The sequence below is a fragment of the Ruegeria atlantica genome (assembly GCF_013032455.1).
Classification (GTDB): Bacteria; Pseudomonadota; Alphaproteobacteria; order Rhodobacterales; family Rhodobacteraceae; genus Ruegeria; species Ruegeria atlantica_B.
In genome coordinates this window covers 102,290-118,430 of record NZ_WQCF01000001.1, presented here as the reverse complement: position 1 = coordinate 118,430, position 16,141 = coordinate 102,290, and the positions used below count along the sequence as shown (strand labels likewise).

The 16,141-nt window shown below is 54.3% G+C and carries 15 protein-coding genes; 9 read left to right on the top strand and 6 right to left on the bottom strand.

The genetic code is table 11. From position 1 onward, the window contains the following. Positions 1-170 precede the first annotated feature (170 nt). From GOW93_RS00570 to GOW93_RS00540, 7 genes are all read left to right on the top strand, one after another. Positions 171-1,352 (top strand): ABC transporter substrate-binding protein, encoded by a 1,182-nt coding sequence (locus GOW93_RS00570; protein ID WP_170381125.1) that lies wholly within the window; start codon positions 171-173, stop codon positions 1,350-1,352. 106 nt (positions 1,353-1,458) lie between these two features. Next, positions 1,459-2,247 carry an ABC transporter ATP-binding protein gene (locus GOW93_RS00565; RefSeq protein ID WP_170381124.1) on the top strand — a complete coding sequence of 263 codons (789 nt, stop codon included), beginning with the start codon at positions 1,459-1,461 and terminating at the stop codon, positions 2,245-2,247. After that, on the top strand, positions 2,244-3,074 hold the full coding sequence (locus GOW93_RS00560) for an ABC transporter ATP-binding protein (RefSeq protein ID WP_170381123.1): 831 nt from the start codon (positions 2,244-2,246) through the stop codon (positions 3,072-3,074). Before GOW93_RS00565 ends, GOW93_RS00560 begins: the two co-directional genes overlap by 4 nt. A 327-nt stretch (positions 3,075-3,401) precedes the next feature. Continuing rightward, on the top strand, positions 3,402-3,755 hold the full coding sequence (locus tag GOW93_RS00555; RefSeq protein WP_170381122.1) for a hypothetical protein: 354 nt from the start codon (positions 3,402-3,404) through the stop codon (positions 3,753-3,755). 113 nt (positions 3,756-3,868) lie between these two features. Next, positions 3,869-4,879: a branched-chain amino acid ABC transporter permease gene (locus tag GOW93_RS00550; protein ID WP_170381121.1), complete on the top strand. Its 1,011-nt coding sequence runs from the start codon at positions 3,869-3,871 to the stop codon at positions 4,877-4,879. Continuing rightward, positions 4,876-6,189 (top strand): branched-chain amino acid ABC transporter permease, encoded by a 1,314-nt coding sequence (locus GOW93_RS00545; protein WP_170381120.1) that lies wholly within the window; start codon positions 4,876-4,878, stop codon positions 6,187-6,189. The genes GOW93_RS00550 and GOW93_RS00545 overlap by 4 nt, the downstream gene beginning before the upstream one ends. Positions 6,190-6,376: 187 nt before the next feature. Next, positions 6,377-6,628: a hypothetical protein gene (locus GOW93_RS00540; RefSeq protein WP_170381119.1), complete on the top strand. Its 252-nt coding sequence runs from the start codon at positions 6,377-6,379 to the stop codon at positions 6,626-6,628. A gap of 45 nt (positions 6,629-6,673) precedes the next feature. Here the strand turns inward: GOW93_RS00540 and GOW93_RS00535 are convergent, their stop codons facing one another. Beyond that, positions 6,674-8,215, bottom strand: coding sequence for a helicase HerA-like domain-containing protein (locus GOW93_RS00535; RefSeq protein ID WP_170381118.1), 1,542 nt, complete (start codon positions 8,213-8,215; stop codon positions 6,674-6,676). Between the two features lie 436 nt (positions 8,216-8,651). On the opposite strand from GOW93_RS00535, the gene GOW93_RS00530 reads away from it, so the two are divergent. Further along, the gene (locus tag GOW93_RS00530) at positions 8,652-9,245 is read left to right on the top strand and encodes an invasion associated locus B family protein (RefSeq protein ID WP_170381117.1); all 594 of its coding nucleotides are present in this window, start codon (positions 8,652-8,654) and stop codon (positions 9,243-9,245) included. A gap of 62 nt (positions 9,246-9,307) precedes the next feature. Here the strand turns inward: GOW93_RS00530 and GOW93_RS00525 are convergent, their stop codons facing one another. The 4 genes from GOW93_RS00525 to GOW93_RS00510 are packed head-to-tail and all read right to left on the bottom strand — an operon-like array spanning position 9,308 to position 13,481. Further along, positions 9,308-10,516 carry a beta-ketoacyl-[acyl-carrier-protein] synthase family protein gene (locus GOW93_RS00525; RefSeq protein WP_170381116.1) on the bottom strand — a complete coding sequence of 403 codons (1,209 nt, stop codon included), beginning with the start codon at positions 10,514-10,516 and terminating at the stop codon, positions 9,308-9,310. Between the two features lie 9 nt (positions 10,517-10,525). After that, a complete protein-coding gene (locus GOW93_RS00520) occupies positions 10,526-10,783 on the bottom strand; it encodes an acyl carrier protein (protein ID WP_170381115.1) in 258 nt (85 codons plus the stop codon). Between the two features lie 32 nt (positions 10,784-10,815). Beyond that, positions 10,816-11,907 carry a UDP-3-O-(3-hydroxymyristoyl)glucosamine N-acyltransferase gene (gene lpxD, locus GOW93_RS00515; protein WP_170381114.1) on the bottom strand — a complete coding sequence of 364 codons (1,092 nt, stop codon included), beginning with the start codon at positions 11,905-11,907 and terminating at the stop codon, positions 10,816-10,818. Between the two features lie 35 nt (positions 11,908-11,942). Next, on the bottom strand, positions 11,943-13,481 hold the full coding sequence (locus tag GOW93_RS00510) for a L,D-transpeptidase family protein (RefSeq protein WP_254443426.1): 1,539 nt from the start codon (positions 13,479-13,481) through the stop codon (positions 11,943-11,945). Positions 13,482-13,902: 421 nt separating this feature from the next. Here GOW93_RS00510 and GOW93_RS00505 point away from each other — a divergent pair, with 421 nt between their 5' ends. Next, on the top strand, positions 13,903-14,472 hold the full coding sequence (locus tag GOW93_RS00505; RefSeq protein ID WP_170381112.1) for a YcbK family protein: 570 nt from the start codon (positions 13,903-13,905) through the stop codon (positions 14,470-14,472). Positions 14,473-14,768: 296 nt separating this feature from the next. Here GOW93_RS00505 and GOW93_RS00500 read toward each other — a convergent pair whose 3' ends face one another. After that, entirely contained in the window at positions 14,769-16,067 is a 1,299-nt protein-coding gene (locus GOW93_RS00500) for a hypothetical protein (RefSeq protein ID WP_170381111.1), read from the bottom strand. Positions 16,068-16,141: the final 74 nt, after the last annotated feature.

Here is a 16,141-nt window from a genome sequence, read left to right as displayed (position 1 = left end):
GGAACACTCTTGTCCTCCACCTTTTAACGGTCCTGCTCAGCCACTGCATCCAGCTATCAGACTAGATAGAGCGCCGACACGCAAAGACACTTTTTCGTTAGGACTTTTCATTTCTCGAAAGCTTGCCTAGGGTCGTGCCCAGATTGAAGACCACTTCAGGGAGTAACCTCATGAAAAAGCTGCTTACAGCAACCGCAGCAACCGCTTTGCTGGCCGGCACCGCCATGGCCGAAGATGTCAAGATGGGCATTATGTTCGGTTTTACCGGCCCGATTGAATCACTTTCGCCTGCAATGGCATCCGGCGCTGAACTGGCGATGAAAGAAGTCTCGGATTCGGGTAAGCTGCTTGACGGGTCCACCGTTACACCCGTTCGCGCCGACACTGGCTGCGCCGACAACGCGCTGGCTACGGCAAACGCCGAACGTCTGGTTGCCGAAGGCATCAACGGCCTTGTCGGCGGCGACTGCTCGGGCGTGACCGGTGCGATTCTGCAAAACGTCGCCGTGCCGAATGGCATGGTCATGATCTCGCCATCGGCAACCTCGCCGGGCCTGTCGGTGATGGAAGATAACGGCCTGTTCTTCCGTACCTCGCCCTCGGACGCGCGTGAGGGTGAAATCATGGCTGAGATCCTGACAGAACGTGGGGTCAATTCCATCGCTCTGACTTACACCAACAACGATTACGGCAAAGGCCTGTCCGAGGCGATCAAGTCGTCCTTCGAAGCAAAGGGCGGTGAAGTGACCATCGTGGCCGCGCATGAAGACGGCAAAGCAGACTATTCGGCCGAAGTTGGTGCTTTGGCCTCGGCGGGCGGCGACATTTTGGTTGTTGCAGGCTATCTGGACCAAGGCGGTCTGGGCATCATTCAATCCTCGTTGGACAGCGGCGCGTTTGACACATTCGGCTTGCCGGGTGGCATGATTGGCGACTCGCTGCCCCAAAACGTCGGCCCCGATCTGGACGGATCTTATGGCCAGGCTCCTGGGTCGAAAAGCGAAGCTGCGGACGCTTTCTATGCAATGGCCGAAGCAGAAGGATTTGATGGCTCGTCGATCTTCGTACCCGAATCCTATGATGCCGCAGCGTTGTTCCTTTTGGCCATGCAGGCCGCAGGTTCCAGCAGCCCGGCTGACTATGGCAGCAAGATCATGGACGTTGCCAACGAACCCGGTGAAAAGATCTATCCGGGCGAGCTGGCAAAAGGTCTGGAACTGCTCGCCGCAGGTCAAGAGATCGACTATGTCGGTGCGTCCGGCGTTGAGCTGATCGGACCCGGTGAGAGCGCTGGCTCTTACCGCGAAATCGAAGTCATTGATGGCGAAATGAAGACGGTCAACTACCGTTAATTCATAGCTTCGCAAAGCAAAACCTGACAGCCCGGGCCTTGTGTCCGGGCTGTTTCGGTGACAAAAGGCTGCACCTCTGTTTTCGGGGATAAGGCAAGGGAAAACCATGATCGTCGTTGAGGACGTGCACAAGCATTTTAGCGGCTTCCACGCGGTGGATGGCGCCTCGCTGGAGATCAAGAAAGGCTCAATCACCGGCCTGATCGGCCCAAACGGGGCGGGCAAGACCACTCTGTTCAACGTGATCGCGGGCGTTTTGCCACCGACAAGTGGCAAGGTCATCATGGATGGTGAGGATATCACCGGCCTGCCCCCGCATGAGTTGTTTCACAAGGGTCTGTTGCGCACGTTCCAGATCGCGCACGAGTTCTCATCGATGACCTGTCGCGAGAATCTGATGATGGTTCCCGGCGCGCAATCGGGGGAATCACTTTGGAACACTTGGTTTGGACGCAAACGCATCGCTGATGAAGAACGCGCGTTGAAAGCCAAGGCCGACGAAGTTCTGGAGTTTCTAACCATCGAACATCTGGCTGACCACAAGGCGGGTCAGGTCTCTGGCGGGCAAAAAAAGTTGCTGGAACTTGGCCGCACCATGATGGTCGACGCCAAGATCGTGTTTCTGGACGAGGTGGGCGCGGGTGTGAACCGCACCCTGCTGATGACCATCGCGGATACGATCCTGCGCCTGAACAAGGAACGCGGCTATACCTTCGTGGTCATCGAGCACGACATGGATTTCATTGGCAAAATTTGCGACCCGGTCATCTGTATGGCTGAAGGCAAGGTGTTGGCCGAAGGTACTCTGGACGAGATCAAAGCCAACGAACACGTGATCGAGGCGTATTTGGGCACCGGGCTGAAGAACAAAGACAAGCTGGAGGCAGGGGCATGAGTGACAACCCCTACCAGGATGACCACGGCAACAAGGACGCTACGATCACCAACGCCCAAGGCGCTGGTACAATGACTCCTGCGCACCCTACTAGTGGTGAGACCCGCAAGGTCAGCGGTGGCCCCTTCCTGATCGGCGACGCCATGACCGGTGGTTATGGCAAGGGGCCGGATATTTTGCATGACTGCACCATTGCGGTTGATGCAGGTGAGATTGCTGTCATTGTCGGCCCGAATGGTGCTGGCAAATCCACTGCGATGAAAGCCGTATTCGGGATGCTGGACGTGCGCTCGGGCGCTGTGCGGCTAGATGGTGAAGACATCACCAATCTTTCGCCGCAGGACCGTGTAATCAAGGGCATGGGCTTTGTGCCGCAAACCCACAATATTTTCACGTCGATGACGGTTGAGGAAAACCTTGAAATGGGCGCGTTCATCCGCCGCGACGACATCAGCCAGACGATGGAGCAGGTCTATGACCTGTTTCCCATCCTGCGTGACAAACGCAATCAGGCGGCCGGAGAGCTGTCGGGCGGCCAACGCCAACAGGTCGCGGTGGGCCGCGCGTTGATGACGCAGCCCAAAGTTTTGATGCTGGACGAACCGACCGCAGGTGTCTCGCCCATCGTGATGGATGAGCTGTTCGATCGGATTATCGAGGTTTCCCGCACCGGGCTTCCGATCCTGATGGTCGAACAGAATGCCCGCCAGGCGCTGGAGATCGCGGACAAGGGTTATGTGTTGGTCCAGGGGCGCAATGCTTATACCGGAACGGGCAAGGAACTGCTGGCCGATCCCGAGGTTCGTAAGAGTTTCTTGGGAGGCTGACAGTCTCGATTTGCGGCCAAAGTTGCCATGACCTTCGGTCGGATTGCGACCGGACCATTTCCTTTTGGATATTCATTGGGGGGTGTTGGAGCATGCTGTACGCACGCAATGGCTGTTAAAAAAAATCACATTTTAACAAAAACATTTCACCTTTAGGTTGTTCATTTTCAATAGATTGTGATCCCAAAGGTCACGTACTTCAGAACTCAGAAAACATGAGTAGCTTCACAGTCCCGGCGGGTTCTCTCACCGTGATCGTCCAATAAATGGCCGTCAAACCTCGTCCGATCTGAGGAGCAGGCGCGCAAAACTGAATAAGGTACTCTCATGAAAAAACTGATCACTCTATCGCTTGCACTCGGCCTTCCCGCTGCTGCACAGGCAACTGATACGGGTCCGCTAGATGGTGCTGATTTCGTGGTCACCTGCACCTCGGAGCAGAGCGGTGAAACCGTTACTTTGGCGCGGTCCGGAGCAAGCGACGCGGGCTTTATCGACGCCGGTGAGATTCGAGGCGAAGTAAAGATTCTGCCCGGGATCGATTCTCTGACGTTCCTGCATATTATGGGCCGCGATGTGGTCACATTCGTAGTCGACTTTCAGGATTTGAGCTATGACATGACCATCAAAGGTGCACACGCAACCAATGATCGGGGCAGTTGTGATGAACCGATAATCTAAGGTCGTCCGCACACTTATTTTTCGGGTGAAATATCTCAAAAAATGGGGCGCATGATGTTGTGCGCCTCAACTGCGCTATGCCATAAAACCGCACCCGGACAGTGAGAAAATAAATGGACTTCCTGAACGCGCTTGTTGCGCTCTCCAACTTTGTACTTGTACCCGCAATCGCCTATGGCAGCCAATTGGCGCTGGGCGCGTTGGGGGTGACGCTGATCTATGGCATCCTGCGTTTTTCGAACTTTGCCCATGGCGATACAATGGCCTTTGGCGCGATGATTGCCGTGCTGGTCACGTGGGGCCTGCAGGCAGCGGGGATCAGTTTCGGGCCGTTGCCAACTGCGCTGCTGGCCCTGCCCTTTGCTATTCTCGGCTGTATCGTTCTGGTGCTGATCACCGACCGAATGGTTTATCGTTTCTACCGAGAACAAAAGGCCAAGCCGGTCATTCTGGTGATCGTTTCGATGGGCGTGATGTTCATCATGAACGGCTTGGTGCGTTTCATCATCGGGCCGGATGATCAGAGGTTCTCAGACGGGGCACGATTCATTGTCTCCGCTCGTGATTTCAAGGCCATGACGGGGCTGCGTGAGGGGCTGGCGATCAAGACTTCTCAGGGTATCACCGTGATCGTCGCCGTTTTGGCCGTGGCATTGCTGTTCTGGTTCCTCAACAAGACCCGCACTGGCAAATCAATGCGGGCCTATTCTGATAATGAGGATCTGGCGCTGTTGTCCGGCATCAACCCCGAACGTGTGGTGATGATCACATGGATCATCGTGGCTGCGTTGGCGACCACAGCAGGCGTGCTGTACGGCCTCGACAAGAGCTTCAAGCCTTTCGTGTATTTCCAATTGCTGCTGCCGATCTTCGCCTCGGCTATTGTTGGCGGACTTGGCAGCCCATTGGGGGCTATCGCCGGTGGGTTCATTATCGCCTTTTCCGAAGTGACCATCACCTATGCCTGGAAAAAAGTTCTGACCTATCTGGCACCAGAAAACCTGGAGCCGTCCGGGTTGGTTCAGTTCCTGTCCACTGATTACAAATTCGCCGTCAGCTTTGTCATCCTGCTGATCGTGCTTCTGTTCAAGCCTACGGGCCTGTTTAAGGGGAAAGCGGTATGACCGACTCCGTCAAAAACTCGCTTCTCTTTGCAGTGGTCGGTGGGCTGATCCTGTTGACCGGTTTCACGCAAAGCTGGAACGCCGCGATTTTGATCCTGAATATGGGGCTGATCTCGGCCATCATGGCGCTGGGGGTGAACCTTCAATGGGGTTTTGCGGGCCTGTTCAACGTTGGGGTCATGGGCTTTGTGGCGTTGGGCGGGCTGGCGGTTGTGTTGGTCTCAACCCCGATGACACCGGGTGCATGGTCGGCCGGAGGGTACGGTATCGTTCTGGCCCTGCTTCTGGGGGCCGCGACCGTTGTCGCCACAGTTATGGTGGCACAAAAGATGCCAAAGGGTCGTGTTCGCACGCTTTCGATCATTGCCATTCTGATTGCCGGGTTCTTTATCTATCGTGCGGTGTTTGACCCCAGCGTTGCCGCTGTTGAGGCAATCGAACCCGCAGTTGCGGGTAATCTTGGGGGCTTAAACCTTCCTGTTCTGCTGGCTTGGCCAGCAGGGGGGCTGCTGGCTGCAGGCGCTGCGTGGTTGATCGGGAAAACTGCCTTGGGCTTGCGTTCAGACTATCTGGCGATTGCTACGCTGGGCATTGCCGAGATCATCATCGCCATTCTGAAAAACGAGGACTGGCTGGCCCGAGGCGTCAAGAACGTCTACGGAATCCCGCGCCCTGCTCCGGTCGTTGGCTATGAGGTCGACTTACAGAATGATCCGGGCTTTGTTGCACGCGCAGACTGGCTGGGGCTCGACCCCGTCATTGCCTCGACCCTTGCTGTCAAACTGGGTTATTCTCTGCTGTTCCTGATTGTTCTGCTGGTGCTGCTGTGGATGGCCCAAAAAGCGCTGCACAGCCCGTGGGGTCGCATGATGCGCGCGATCCGTGACAACGAAGTTGCAGCCGAGGCAATGGGCAAGGACGTAACGCGCCGTCACCTGCAGATTTTCGTTCTGGGCTCGGCCATCTGCGGAATTGCAGGCGCAATGATGACTACTCTGGATGGTCAGCTAACCCCCAGCGCGTATCAGCCATTGCGTTTTACCTTTCTTGTCTGGGTGATGGTGATCGTCGGCGGATCGGGCAATAACCTGGGCGCGGTTTTGGGTGCGTTTCTGATCTGGTTCCTGTGGGTACAGGTGGAGCCCATCGGACTTTGGTTGATGAGCCTGATAACCTCCGGCTTGCCTGATGGCAGCGCACTTAAGGCACATCTGATCGAAAGTGCCGCTCATATGCGACTGCTTACTATGGGCCTGATCCTATTGATTGTTCTCAGATTCAGTCCAAGGGGGTTAATTCCCGAAAAATAACACGGTTTCAGAGAATTCATTGAAGCCGCGCCGCATAATCGGCGCGGTTTCTTGATTTATGAACCGAACCTTAATAGAGGTCACAATCGTTAGGCACATCCTTGATCCGCGCCAGGTCGCCTTCACGTTAAATTAGTCAACCCATGGTGATACTAAAGGTCACCTCTCAAGAGTGAGAAGACGCTACATGAAAACTTCGTTCATCGCCAAGCTCGCTATGCTGCCGCTTGTCGCCGGTCTGACTGCATGTATCCCATCGCCCGAAGATCTGGAGACTGAGCCAGTCAAGGTTCAGACCCCAAAAGGTGAAGTTACGTGTCAGTTGTATCGCCATGACCGGGTGACGTGGGACCGCGCCATCAACTTCCCGGCCGATAAGATGTCTGTGCCCGAAGCAGACGGTTATTGCCGTCAGGAAGGCCAACGCCGACTAAAATAAGTGGTTTGACGTTGGGCGGCATATCGACCGCGCAACGCCTTGCCTTTATCTGGCGCGAAACAGCCCGCCCAGAATGCCACGAACAATCCTGCGGCCGGTGGTGCCTTTCAATTCCTTGATGACCGCCTCGCTCATCGCAGTAGCGAAAGTATCCTTTTTCCGGGTCATACGTGACGAGGATCTCCCGACCCGGCTACCGGAATATCGTCGGGCTGTGGCGAACTCTCGTTCGGCCACAGTTTGTGTTTCTTCCAATTCTTCCGCTTTGGCCGCGGCTTGCGCGGCTTGATCTGCACGAGCCTGTAGGATTTCGAAGGCAGATTTGCGATCCGTCAACTTGCCGTATTTGGCCTGCATCGGGGACGCGTCCAATACCTCCTGACGCTCAGCGTCGGAAATTGGCCCGAGTTGAGACGACGGTGGTCGGATCAGCGTCCTCTCAACGATTCCGGGAACGCCCTTTTTTTGAAGCATAGATGTCACCGCTTCACCTACGCCGACCTCGCGAATTGCAGTTTCCGTGTCAAACGCAGGGTTCTCACGATAGGTTTCTGCCGCGAGGCGCAAGTTCTTGCGGTCTCGGGCCGTAAACGCGCGTAACGCGTGCTGCAGCCTGTTGCCGAGTTGACCAAGAATATCTTCGGGAATGTCGGCTGGGTTTTGCGAGATGAAGTAAACGCCAACCCCTTTTGACCGGATCAATCGGGCAACCTGTTCCACCTTGTCGACCAGAACCTTGGGAGCATCTTCGAAAAGCAAATGAGCCTCGTCGAAGAAAAAAACCAGCTTGGGTTTGTCCGGGTCGCCGACCTCGGGCAGTTCTTCGAACAGCTCGCTTAATAGCCACAACAAGAACGTTGCATAAAGCCGCGGTGAGCCCATCAGCTTGTCCGAGGCAAGGATGTTCACAACCCCCTGCCCGTTCTCATCGGTACGCATGAGATCCGCCAACTCCAATGCGGGCTCACCAAACAGATTCGTTCCACCCTGGTTCTCCAAAACCAGAAGACGCCTTTGAATTGCGCCGATTGAAGCGGTTGAAACATTGCCATACCGCAGAGAAAATTTTGCCCGGTTTTCTCCGATCCAGACCAACAGCGCTTGCAAATCCTTGAGATCAAGCAGCGGCATCCATTCTTCATCTGCTACTCGGAAAGCGATGTTCAGAATACCCTCCTGCGCCTCGCTCAGGTCCATCAGGCGAGACAACAGCAAAGGGCCCATTTCTGTTACCGTGGTTCTCACCGGATGCCCCTGTTGACCGAACAAATCCCAGAATGTCACCGGGCAAGAGGCATAGGTGTAGTCCAGAAATCCAATACGTTCGGCGCGATCCTGAAAGGCTTGGTGCAGCTTGTGACTGGCACTGCCAGCCTTGGCCAACCCGGACAAATCGCCTTTGACATCAGACAGAAAGACCGGAACTCCCGCCTTAGAAAACCCCTCGGCAAGAATTTGCAGGGTTACCGTTTTACCCGTACCGGTCGCCCCTGCGATCAATCCATGCCGGTTCGCATATTTCAGCGCTAGTGATTGAGGCTGAACGTACTCGTCGCCCGCGCCGCCCAAAAAGATATTTTTGTCCATGTATGTAAGGCCTTAATTTCCACCGATCCGCCCCCAGCATACAAAGTTAACCTTTGACTGCGATAGTCTAATCGCTGTCTTCGCGGTCAAACGTATAAGGCAGCAAACTTCCTCCCTGTCGACTGACCGCGCCTCCGGGCGCGGTTTTTTAACGGGATACTTGATCTTCCATTAAAAGTTCAGGTTTGTAGTTGACCAGTGCGCTCCCCTCTCGTAACGTCTGCGCATAACTAAGTCGGCCAGTCCGACGGGGAGAAAATTATTTGGAAGGGAGCCGCTCTGCTGGCTCCCTTTCTTATTTTCAATTCGTAATATTGAACGGCAAAATTGGCGAAAATCTGAGTATGTCCTTTTATTTATTTTGCTTAGCGCCTGACAGCACGATCTAAGGGTGATAATACCCAACAAAAAGACCAACCACTTAGCCGAGGCATTCATGATTAAGAAACTTCTTCCCCTGACCTTAGTGACCGGCATGCTTGTGTCTGGCGCGGTCAGCGCTCAGGAAACGCAAAGCGATGAAACTCAGGCCTCGCCCACAGAAAACGGCTTGGATCTGGGAACGTCTGGCCCGCGTGTCGGTGAGCAGTACGTTAAGGAAAAGACCGGAGATTGGGACATTTCATGTCTTAAGGCGCAAGAGGGTGATGACCCCTGTGCCATGGTTCAAATCCTGAATGGACAGCAAGGCGAGCCCATCGCCGAAGTTACCATCGGCAAACTGCCGCAAGGCGGAGCGGCCGTAGCATGGGCCAACGTTATTGTTCCTTTGGAAACGTTGCTACAGGCACAACTTGCTCTGTCGATCGATGGTGCACCACGAAAGTTGTATAACTACCACCACTGCATTCCTGTGGGCTGCGTTGCTCAACTGGGCCTAAGCCAGGGAGACATCGACGCGATGAAGGCCGGCACCAAGGCGGTATTTTCACTTGTCCCTGCCCGATTCCCCGATCAGGTCGTGAACATGGATATGTCCCTGTCAGGTTTTACCGCAGGTTTTGACGGTCTCGGTATTAATCAGAACTGATCGAAGAATTAGAAAACGCCGTCTGTAAGTATCGACGGCGTTTTTTGTAAGCCCCCGGAGCCTTAGACCCGCTTCAGGGCAAGTACGGCGTTCAATCCGCCAAAAGCAAAGGCATTGCTTAGCACCACGTCCACCTTAGCTTCGCGCGCCTCATTTGGCACCACGTCCAGAGCGCATTCAGGGTCAGGTTCTTGATAGCCAATAGTCGGCGCGATCACACCATCCCGCAGCGCCATGATACAAGCCAGCAGCTCAACCGCCCCTGTGCCACCGATCAAGTGACCATGCATGGATTTTGTGGACGAGATCATCAGATCATCCGCGTGCGGGCCGAAAACATCTGCAACGGCCGCGCATTCTGTTTTGTCATTTGCAGCTGTGCCGGTTCCGTGCGCGTTAATATAACCGACCTGATCAGCATTCAAACGCGCATCCGCTAATGCTCCGGACATGGCCCGTGCCGCGCCTTGTTTGCTGGGCATCACAATGTCTGACGCATCCGACGACATGGCGAAACCTACAACCTCGCAAAGGATATCCGCCCCTCGGGACTTAGCGTGTTCGTATTCTTCGAACACGAATATCCCGGCACCTTCGCCTTGCACCATGCCGTTGCGGTTGGCGCTGAACGGACGGCAAGCATCCTTGGACATAACGCGCAGACCTTCCCAAGCCTTCACGCCACCAAAGCATAGCATGGATTCAGACCCGCCGGTCACCATCGCCGGTGCCGCCCCGCTGCGTACCATCTGAAAGGCTTGAGCCATTGCATGGTTGGAAGAAGCGCAGGCTGTCGAAACCGTGAAACTTGGGCCTTTTAGATTGTGCTCCATCGAAACATGACTGGCCGCCGCATTGTTCATCAATTTCGGCACCACAAATGGATGAACGCGGTTTTTGCCGTCTTCGTAAACCGAACGGTAATTGTCATCCCAAGTCGAAACACCGCCTCCGGCGGTGCCAAGCACTACACCGGAACGGGCAGCCAATTCGCCGTGGAACTCGATTCCCGATTGATCAATCGCTTCTTTCGCAGCCGTCAGCGTGAACTGAGTGAACCGATCATAGAGGCTCATTTGTTGGCGATTAAAACGCCCTTCAGCCTCAAACCCGCGAACCTGCCCGCCGATTTTGATGGATAGCCGGTCAACATCGCGGAATTCCAGATCAGAGATGCCACAGCGCCCTTCGCGCATGGCCTCTAGCGTATCAGGGACGGAATGGCCCAACGAGTTGATCGTACCGGCCCCTGTAATGACAACGCGTTTCATATCTTTGCGTCAGACCTTTTCCGACACAAGTTTCTCGATCCCGGCGATGATTGCCGCCACGTTCGAGATGTCAAAATCGTTGTTTTCAGGCTCGTTGGCGTTGAAGGGAACCGAGATGTCGAACTCTTCTTCGATAGCGAAGATGCTTTCCACCAGGCCCAGACTGTCGATGCCAAGATCCTCAAGCGTACTTTCGGGCGTGACGTCCGAAGGCTCCAGCACGGCCTGTTCAGCAATGATTGCGATGACGCGATCGGTGATGCTCATGTCGGTCCTCTGATTATCCCGTTGAGGATGATTTAATCGCTCGAGGGCTGTTTGAAAACCGCCTTTTTCAAAGCCTCTACGTCACGCGCCATTCGTGGCAAACGGCGTTGCGCCTTATAGATGTCAGTATGCGTTTCCATTTTAATACCCGGATAGCCCATAATCACGCGGCCTGCGGGTACGTTGGACAGAATTTTGGTTCCGCCCCCTGCTATAACGCCATCGCCGATAAAGATATTGTCGACCACACCTGTCTGACCACCCAACACAACGTTGTTGCCAATTTCAACTGATCCAGATACGCCGGTTTGCCCGCAAAGCAGACAGTCCTGGCCCACCCGAGTGTTGTGGCCAACATGCACCAGGTTATCCAACTTGGAGCCGTTGCCGATGCAGGTGTTGCGTATCGTTCCGTTATCAACGGTGCAATTTGCCCCAACCTCAACGTCATCGCCGATCTCAACAGCACCCAGTGAATGGATACGGAGCCAGCTTTGCGCCCGAGCGTTGCCCTGATCGCCCATGGTCTTGCGGACGTTTTCAACGCCCGATACCTCTGGAGTGACAAAGCTGAACCCGTCGCCACCAATCCGCGCGCCCGGCTGGGCGATAAAGCGATCCCCGATTTGCGCCCTGGCGCCAATGCTAACCATCTCTCGCAGGGTGGCGTTGTCGCCAATTGATGCGTCCATCCCGATCACACAATGCGACCCGATCACAGCGCCCTTGCCAATACGCGCACGCGCGCCAATAACCGCAAGCGGTCCGATCGCTGCGCCCTCGCCAACTTCTGCTGTAGGATCAATCACGGCCGAGGGATGAATACCGGGCTCGACGCCCTGCCCCCGATCCAACATCGCGGTGATCCCAGCCATTGCCATTCGCGGCCTAGGCACAAAGATTGCAGCTGCAAGACCCAGCGCTTGCCAATCTGCACCCTCCCACAGCACGGCAGCCTTTGCGGCCCCTCCACTCAACGCTTCAGCATATTTCGGAGACATCGCCATCGCCAAATCACTAGCTTTGGCGTCCGCTGGTTCAGCCGCACGTTCGATGACAAGGCTGGTGTCACCCTGGCATTCCGCCCCAAGAGCGTCGGCAATTTGCTGAATGGTATAGTGCATGTCGGGCTTCCGGAATTAAGGACTTGCCCTGTTGATTACCCTTGAACGTCCGGCAGGGCCACCCCTGCTTTCTGAAGGGCCTCCCAGATTTTTCCGTCCCGCTCATAGACATCGCGGCGGTACTGAACCTTTCCCTTCGGTCCAATATAGGCGGTACGATAGATCAGGTGGACCGGTACGTGCTGCTTTAGCTGCACAGTAGTTTCCTTGCCCGTAGCCAAAATGCGATGGAAAAACGCCTTGGGGTCTTCTTCTTGCTTGGCCAGCAACGCATAGGCAAAGTCAAACGGATCTGCCAGACGGATACATCCATGTGAGAATGCCCGAACCTCACGTGCGAACAGGCTTTTCTGAGGCGTGTCGTGAAGATAGATGTTGTACTGGTTGGGAAACATGAATTTTACCAACCCCAGCGCGTTACTTTTGCTGGGCGGTTGGCGCATTGCAAACGGAAAGTTTCGTGCGTTGAATTGGGCAAAATCCACTGCCCCGCGATCGACTTGCAGCCCTCTTCGATCAGTAATTTGGATATGCCCAACAGCGTTTGGATCGGATTGCAGCTTTGGCAGGTATTCCTTGGTGATGATTGAGCGCGGGACATACCAACTTGGGTTGATGACCATATGCTCCATCTCGTCCGAAAACTCAGGGCTGCGTCGGTCATGCGTGTTTTTACCGATCACCGCGCGCGTTTCGAACGTCACCAGCCCGTCATCGACAATCTTGGCAGAGAAGTCGGCCTGATTCACCAGAATATGTCGCTCACCGCGTTCGCGCGGCAACCAGCGTTCGCGCTCCAACGCAACGTAAACTGCTTTGAGGCGATCTGAAGCACTGCGATTCAGCTCGGATATCGTGCCCTGGCCGGCCACACCGTCAGGTGCCAGACCGTGGTCAGCTTGAAACGCCTGAACGGCAGTCAGAAGCTTTTCATCGAATTCGGGGCTGGCTGTTGGCCGCATATACCCCATCGAGACCAAGCGGTTCCTTAATTTAATGACATTTGGCCCGGTATCTCCAAACTCCAATTTTTCTTCTGGAACAGTTGCCCCCCAGCCGCCTTGATGAATCAGCCGTTCGAGAACCAGCTTCTGCTTCATAAGCGCTCGGTACTGGGTGGTTTGCGGCGCAAGTTGATCGAAATAGGTGCCGTTTTCCGCAGATATAAGCCCCTCAAGGTGATCTTTGGCGGAACGGCGTTCGACCTTCCGAACCAACCCATCGTCGATATCCGAAGGTTGCAAGGTGCCGGATTGCAAGTTCCGTGAGTATTCGACAAATGCACGGCTCAACTGTATTTCGATCGCGCCAAGATCTCGGGTCGTTCTGGCGTCTTGCATCTGCTCTAGCAAGGTCTGAACGCTGTATCTGCCCTGAGGCAAACCGTGCATATCAACCGACGATAATGCACGGATCAATCGCGTACGTCGCGCCGTGTGCAAAGGCGTTTCACCGACCCAGACAGGTGCAAATCCGTTCTCGCGATAAAATTCAGCAATCCCGGACCCGGTCGGTGCGAACTCTGCAACTGCCATCTGAAATGCTGTTGCTGGTCTGGTGTCGTTGTCAGCCATAGCTACTGATGCCAGAAAACATGCAGTAATGAGTATACCAGTACGTGTCCGAAAACCTGAGAACATAGGATGGCCTTGATCAATCGTTATTTTACACCAGCGGGGTGCGCATCGATAACTATGCTTGCACCGTAAAAAGATTGTCTATTCACAAATGTATCAATACCGCGCATCTCTTGATGGCTGATGCTTGTTTGCATCGCCCGGCGGAAGTGCGCCGCCAAGCACCTATAGATTATACATATTTGCGTCATCTGCGCAAAAAACTGCCGAAAATTCCCCCTTGAAAAGGTGAATTTGAAAGACTTCTTGGCTGACTTTTGCGTCTGTGTCATAAATCCCGCATCTGGGATGGGAAAAAAAATTAAGAACGCGCGCGTAACATCGTGCGCAGGCAGGAACAGTACGGGACGAAACAAAAATGACGAAGAGCAGTACCTCGGGTTTGACCCGTCGTGCCCTATTGGGTGCATTTGCAGCTACGGCAGTCGTCGCAGCACCGACTTATTCCAATGCAGCAGGCTTTCTTCGCGGTGGTGGAGATGTGCGTCGTATTCGCATGTATTCCGGTCGCACCGGTGAACGGATCGATATGATCTATTGGGTAGACGGGAAATACATCAAAGACGCCGTGAAAGAAGTGAATCACTTCATGCGTGATTGGCGCACCGATCAGGTCAAGGACATGGACCTGCGCACCATCGACATCATGGCCGCCTCGCATAACCTGCTGGACGTCAATGAACCCTATATGCTGCTGTCCGGCTATCGTTCTCCGCAAACCAACGCAATGCTACGCTCTCGATCGCGTCGGGTTGCCAAGAATTCGCTTCACATGAAAGGTCAGGCCGCCGATCTTCGCCTGTCATCGCGTTCCGTATCGCAGATGGCCAAAGCGGCCATGTCCTGCCGCGCTGGCGGTGTTGGCAAATACTCCCGTTCGAACTTCGTCCACATGGATTGCGGCGAGGTCCGTAGCTGGGGCGGTTAATTTGTCCGCAAAACTTGAAACAACGAGCGCCTTTGGGCGCTCTTTTTTTGCAGCCCTAAACCAATCCATTAAACAAATAGTAATGCCACCTAGACGAACTAGAATCGGACAGTCCGACTCTGTCGCCTATCGAACTGGTAGGTGATGCAACAACCCAAGCGTTGCTCAAAAAAGCGATAACTTTAGAGATGTCAAAACCTTCTCAAGAGAATTGGCCGTTCCGCATAGAGCAAACCTAGCCGTGCGCGCTGCTCCAAGCGTGGCATACAGACCGCCAATTTGACCTTACCCAACAACTAGTCTCTGCTTCGAACCGGATCGATCGCAATAGGATCACGCCTCGTGACGACGCCTCTGATGCGAGCCAGCAATCCAAAACGATTAATATGTCGTTTATACGCGCGATAGGACGGTGCTTGGGACAGACAGCGTTCTTCGTGCCAGGCGCGTGCGAAATAAAGAAAATTCAATCCCAAGAGCGCAATACAGTTCATTATCCCCGTCCAGAAATCGACAGCGATGAAGGGAATAGAAATCAGCCACCACGTAAGGTTCTTGGTTAGGTAAGCGGGGTGTTTACTGACGTTGTACGGAAAATCACAGGCCAGCCCACGATAGGTCAGGTTGGAAAACCTCAACCCCATACGAGCCTCGGCCAGTGTATAGATGGCCAATAGCACGAGGATCATCCCCCCCCACATGCCGTAAAGCACCGGGTAGTCCCACAGCCAAACACCCCACCCGAAACCATCCTCGACATAATTGAAATAGTCCCGCGAAAGAAGCTGCCAGAACGGTGCATAGCAAACAATACAGACGAGCCATCCGCTTACGGTCGTTTCGGTCCACCGAATATGCGAGTTAAGCAATCTTGTAGCCGTTGCATAGCCGATAATAACTATTGTCAGGTCAAAGAAGAACGAGAAACGGAAAAGGTAGTTATAGACTTCCGAGAAATCTGCCGACGTCCAAAGCGACATAGACGCCAAATACGTCCAGTCTTCAACAAGGTAACAAAACATGAGCGGAAGGAAAAAACCTTTGATTCCAAGACTAAAAAGGTAAACTTTTAAATCTTGGTCCTTGAGGGAGTGTTGCCCGAAGGTCAGCACGAGTTTGCCAAGCTGCCAAAGACCGTCCCGTCTTCGCCGCATTGTGAAATGCACAACCGTCACGTTGATTAACACGGCTATCAGCATGACTGGCCAAAATTCTGAAATCAGTGAAAAAAACGGAGTGTACCAGTCATCCCGGTACAGGTCAGCGGTGTTATATAGCACCGCCAGCAGTCCAAAGCTGACAGCTAAACCGATCAACTTGACCGGGAAGTCCGAGATATAGCCGGCGTCCTGAAAATTGGATGGTCGGTACACTAGGCCAGTGCCAAGCGAGCGATACGATTTCCCGAAAATTATCTCCGATGCCGCCAACAGCACAAAGATAGTCAAGGCAAACAGTGCGGCCTGATCGCGATAGGATGTATCGGACATTTCCGGCCAAAGGAAATGGACGCTCGGGATAGAAACCACCGCCACCAGCCCCGTTATGGCCGGAATAGAAGATGCCGGGCGTCTGAAAGTTGGATTTGATTTCATACTACCGATCCTTCTATTGCCGCTGGGATTGTTCCCTGCGCCTGGTCAGATTTCAACAGGATCCAACTTAGGCG

Bases quoted from the DNA above. Each gene is read 5' to 3' on its own strand.
- GOW93_RS00520 (WP_170381115.1), bottom strand. From the start codon at position 10,783: ATGAGCATCACCGATCGCGTCATCGCAATCATTGCTGAACAGGCCGTG.
- GOW93_RS00505 (WP_170381112.1), top strand. From the start codon at position 13,903: ATGACGAAGAGCAGTACCTCGGGTTTGACCCGTCGTGCCCTATTGGGT.
- GOW93_RS00525 (WP_170381116.1), bottom strand. From the start codon at position 10,516: ATGAAACGCGTTGTCATTACAGGGGCCGGTACGATCAACTCGTTGGGC.
- GOW93_RS00555 (WP_170381122.1), top strand. From the start codon at position 3,402: ATGAAAAAACTGATCACTCTATCGCTTGCACTCGGCCTTCCCGCTGCT.
- GOW93_RS00510 (WP_254443426.1), bottom strand. From the start codon at position 13,481: ATGGCTGACAACGACACCAGACCAGCAACAGCATTTCAGATGGCAGTT.
- GOW93_RS00535 (WP_170381118.1), bottom strand. From the start codon at position 8,215: ATGGACAAAAATATCTTTTTGGGCGGCGCGGGCGACGAGTACGTTCAG.
- GOW93_RS00550 (WP_170381121.1), top strand. From the start codon at position 3,869: ATGGACTTCCTGAACGCGCTTGTTGCGCTCTCCAACTTTGTACTTGTA.
- GOW93_RS00545 (WP_170381120.1), top strand. From the start codon at position 4,876: ATGACCGACTCCGTCAAAAACTCGCTTCTCTTTGCAGTGGTCGGTGGG.
- GOW93_RS00540 (WP_170381119.1), top strand. From the start codon at position 6,377: ATGAAAACTTCGTTCATCGCCAAGCTCGCTATGCTGCCGCTTGTCGCC.
- GOW93_RS00500 (WP_170381111.1), bottom strand. From the start codon at position 16,067: ATGAAATCAAATCCAACTTTCAGACGCCCGGCATCTTCTATTCCGGCC.
- GOW93_RS00565 (WP_170381124.1), top strand. From the start codon at position 1,459: ATGATCGTCGTTGAGGACGTGCACAAGCATTTTAGCGGCTTCCACGCG.
- lpxD (WP_170381114.1), bottom strand. From the start codon at position 11,907: ATGCACTATACCATTCAGCAAATTGCCGACGCTCTTGGGGCGGAATGC.
- GOW93_RS00530 (WP_170381117.1), top strand. From the start codon at position 8,652: ATGATTAAGAAACTTCTTCCCCTGACCTTAGTGACCGGCATGCTTGTG.
- GOW93_RS00570 (WP_170381125.1), top strand. From the start codon at position 171: ATGAAAAAGCTGCTTACAGCAACCGCAGCAACCGCTTTGCTGGCCGGC.
- GOW93_RS00560 (WP_170381123.1), top strand. From the start codon at position 2,244: ATGAGTGACAACCCCTACCAGGATGACCACGGCAACAAGGACGCTACG.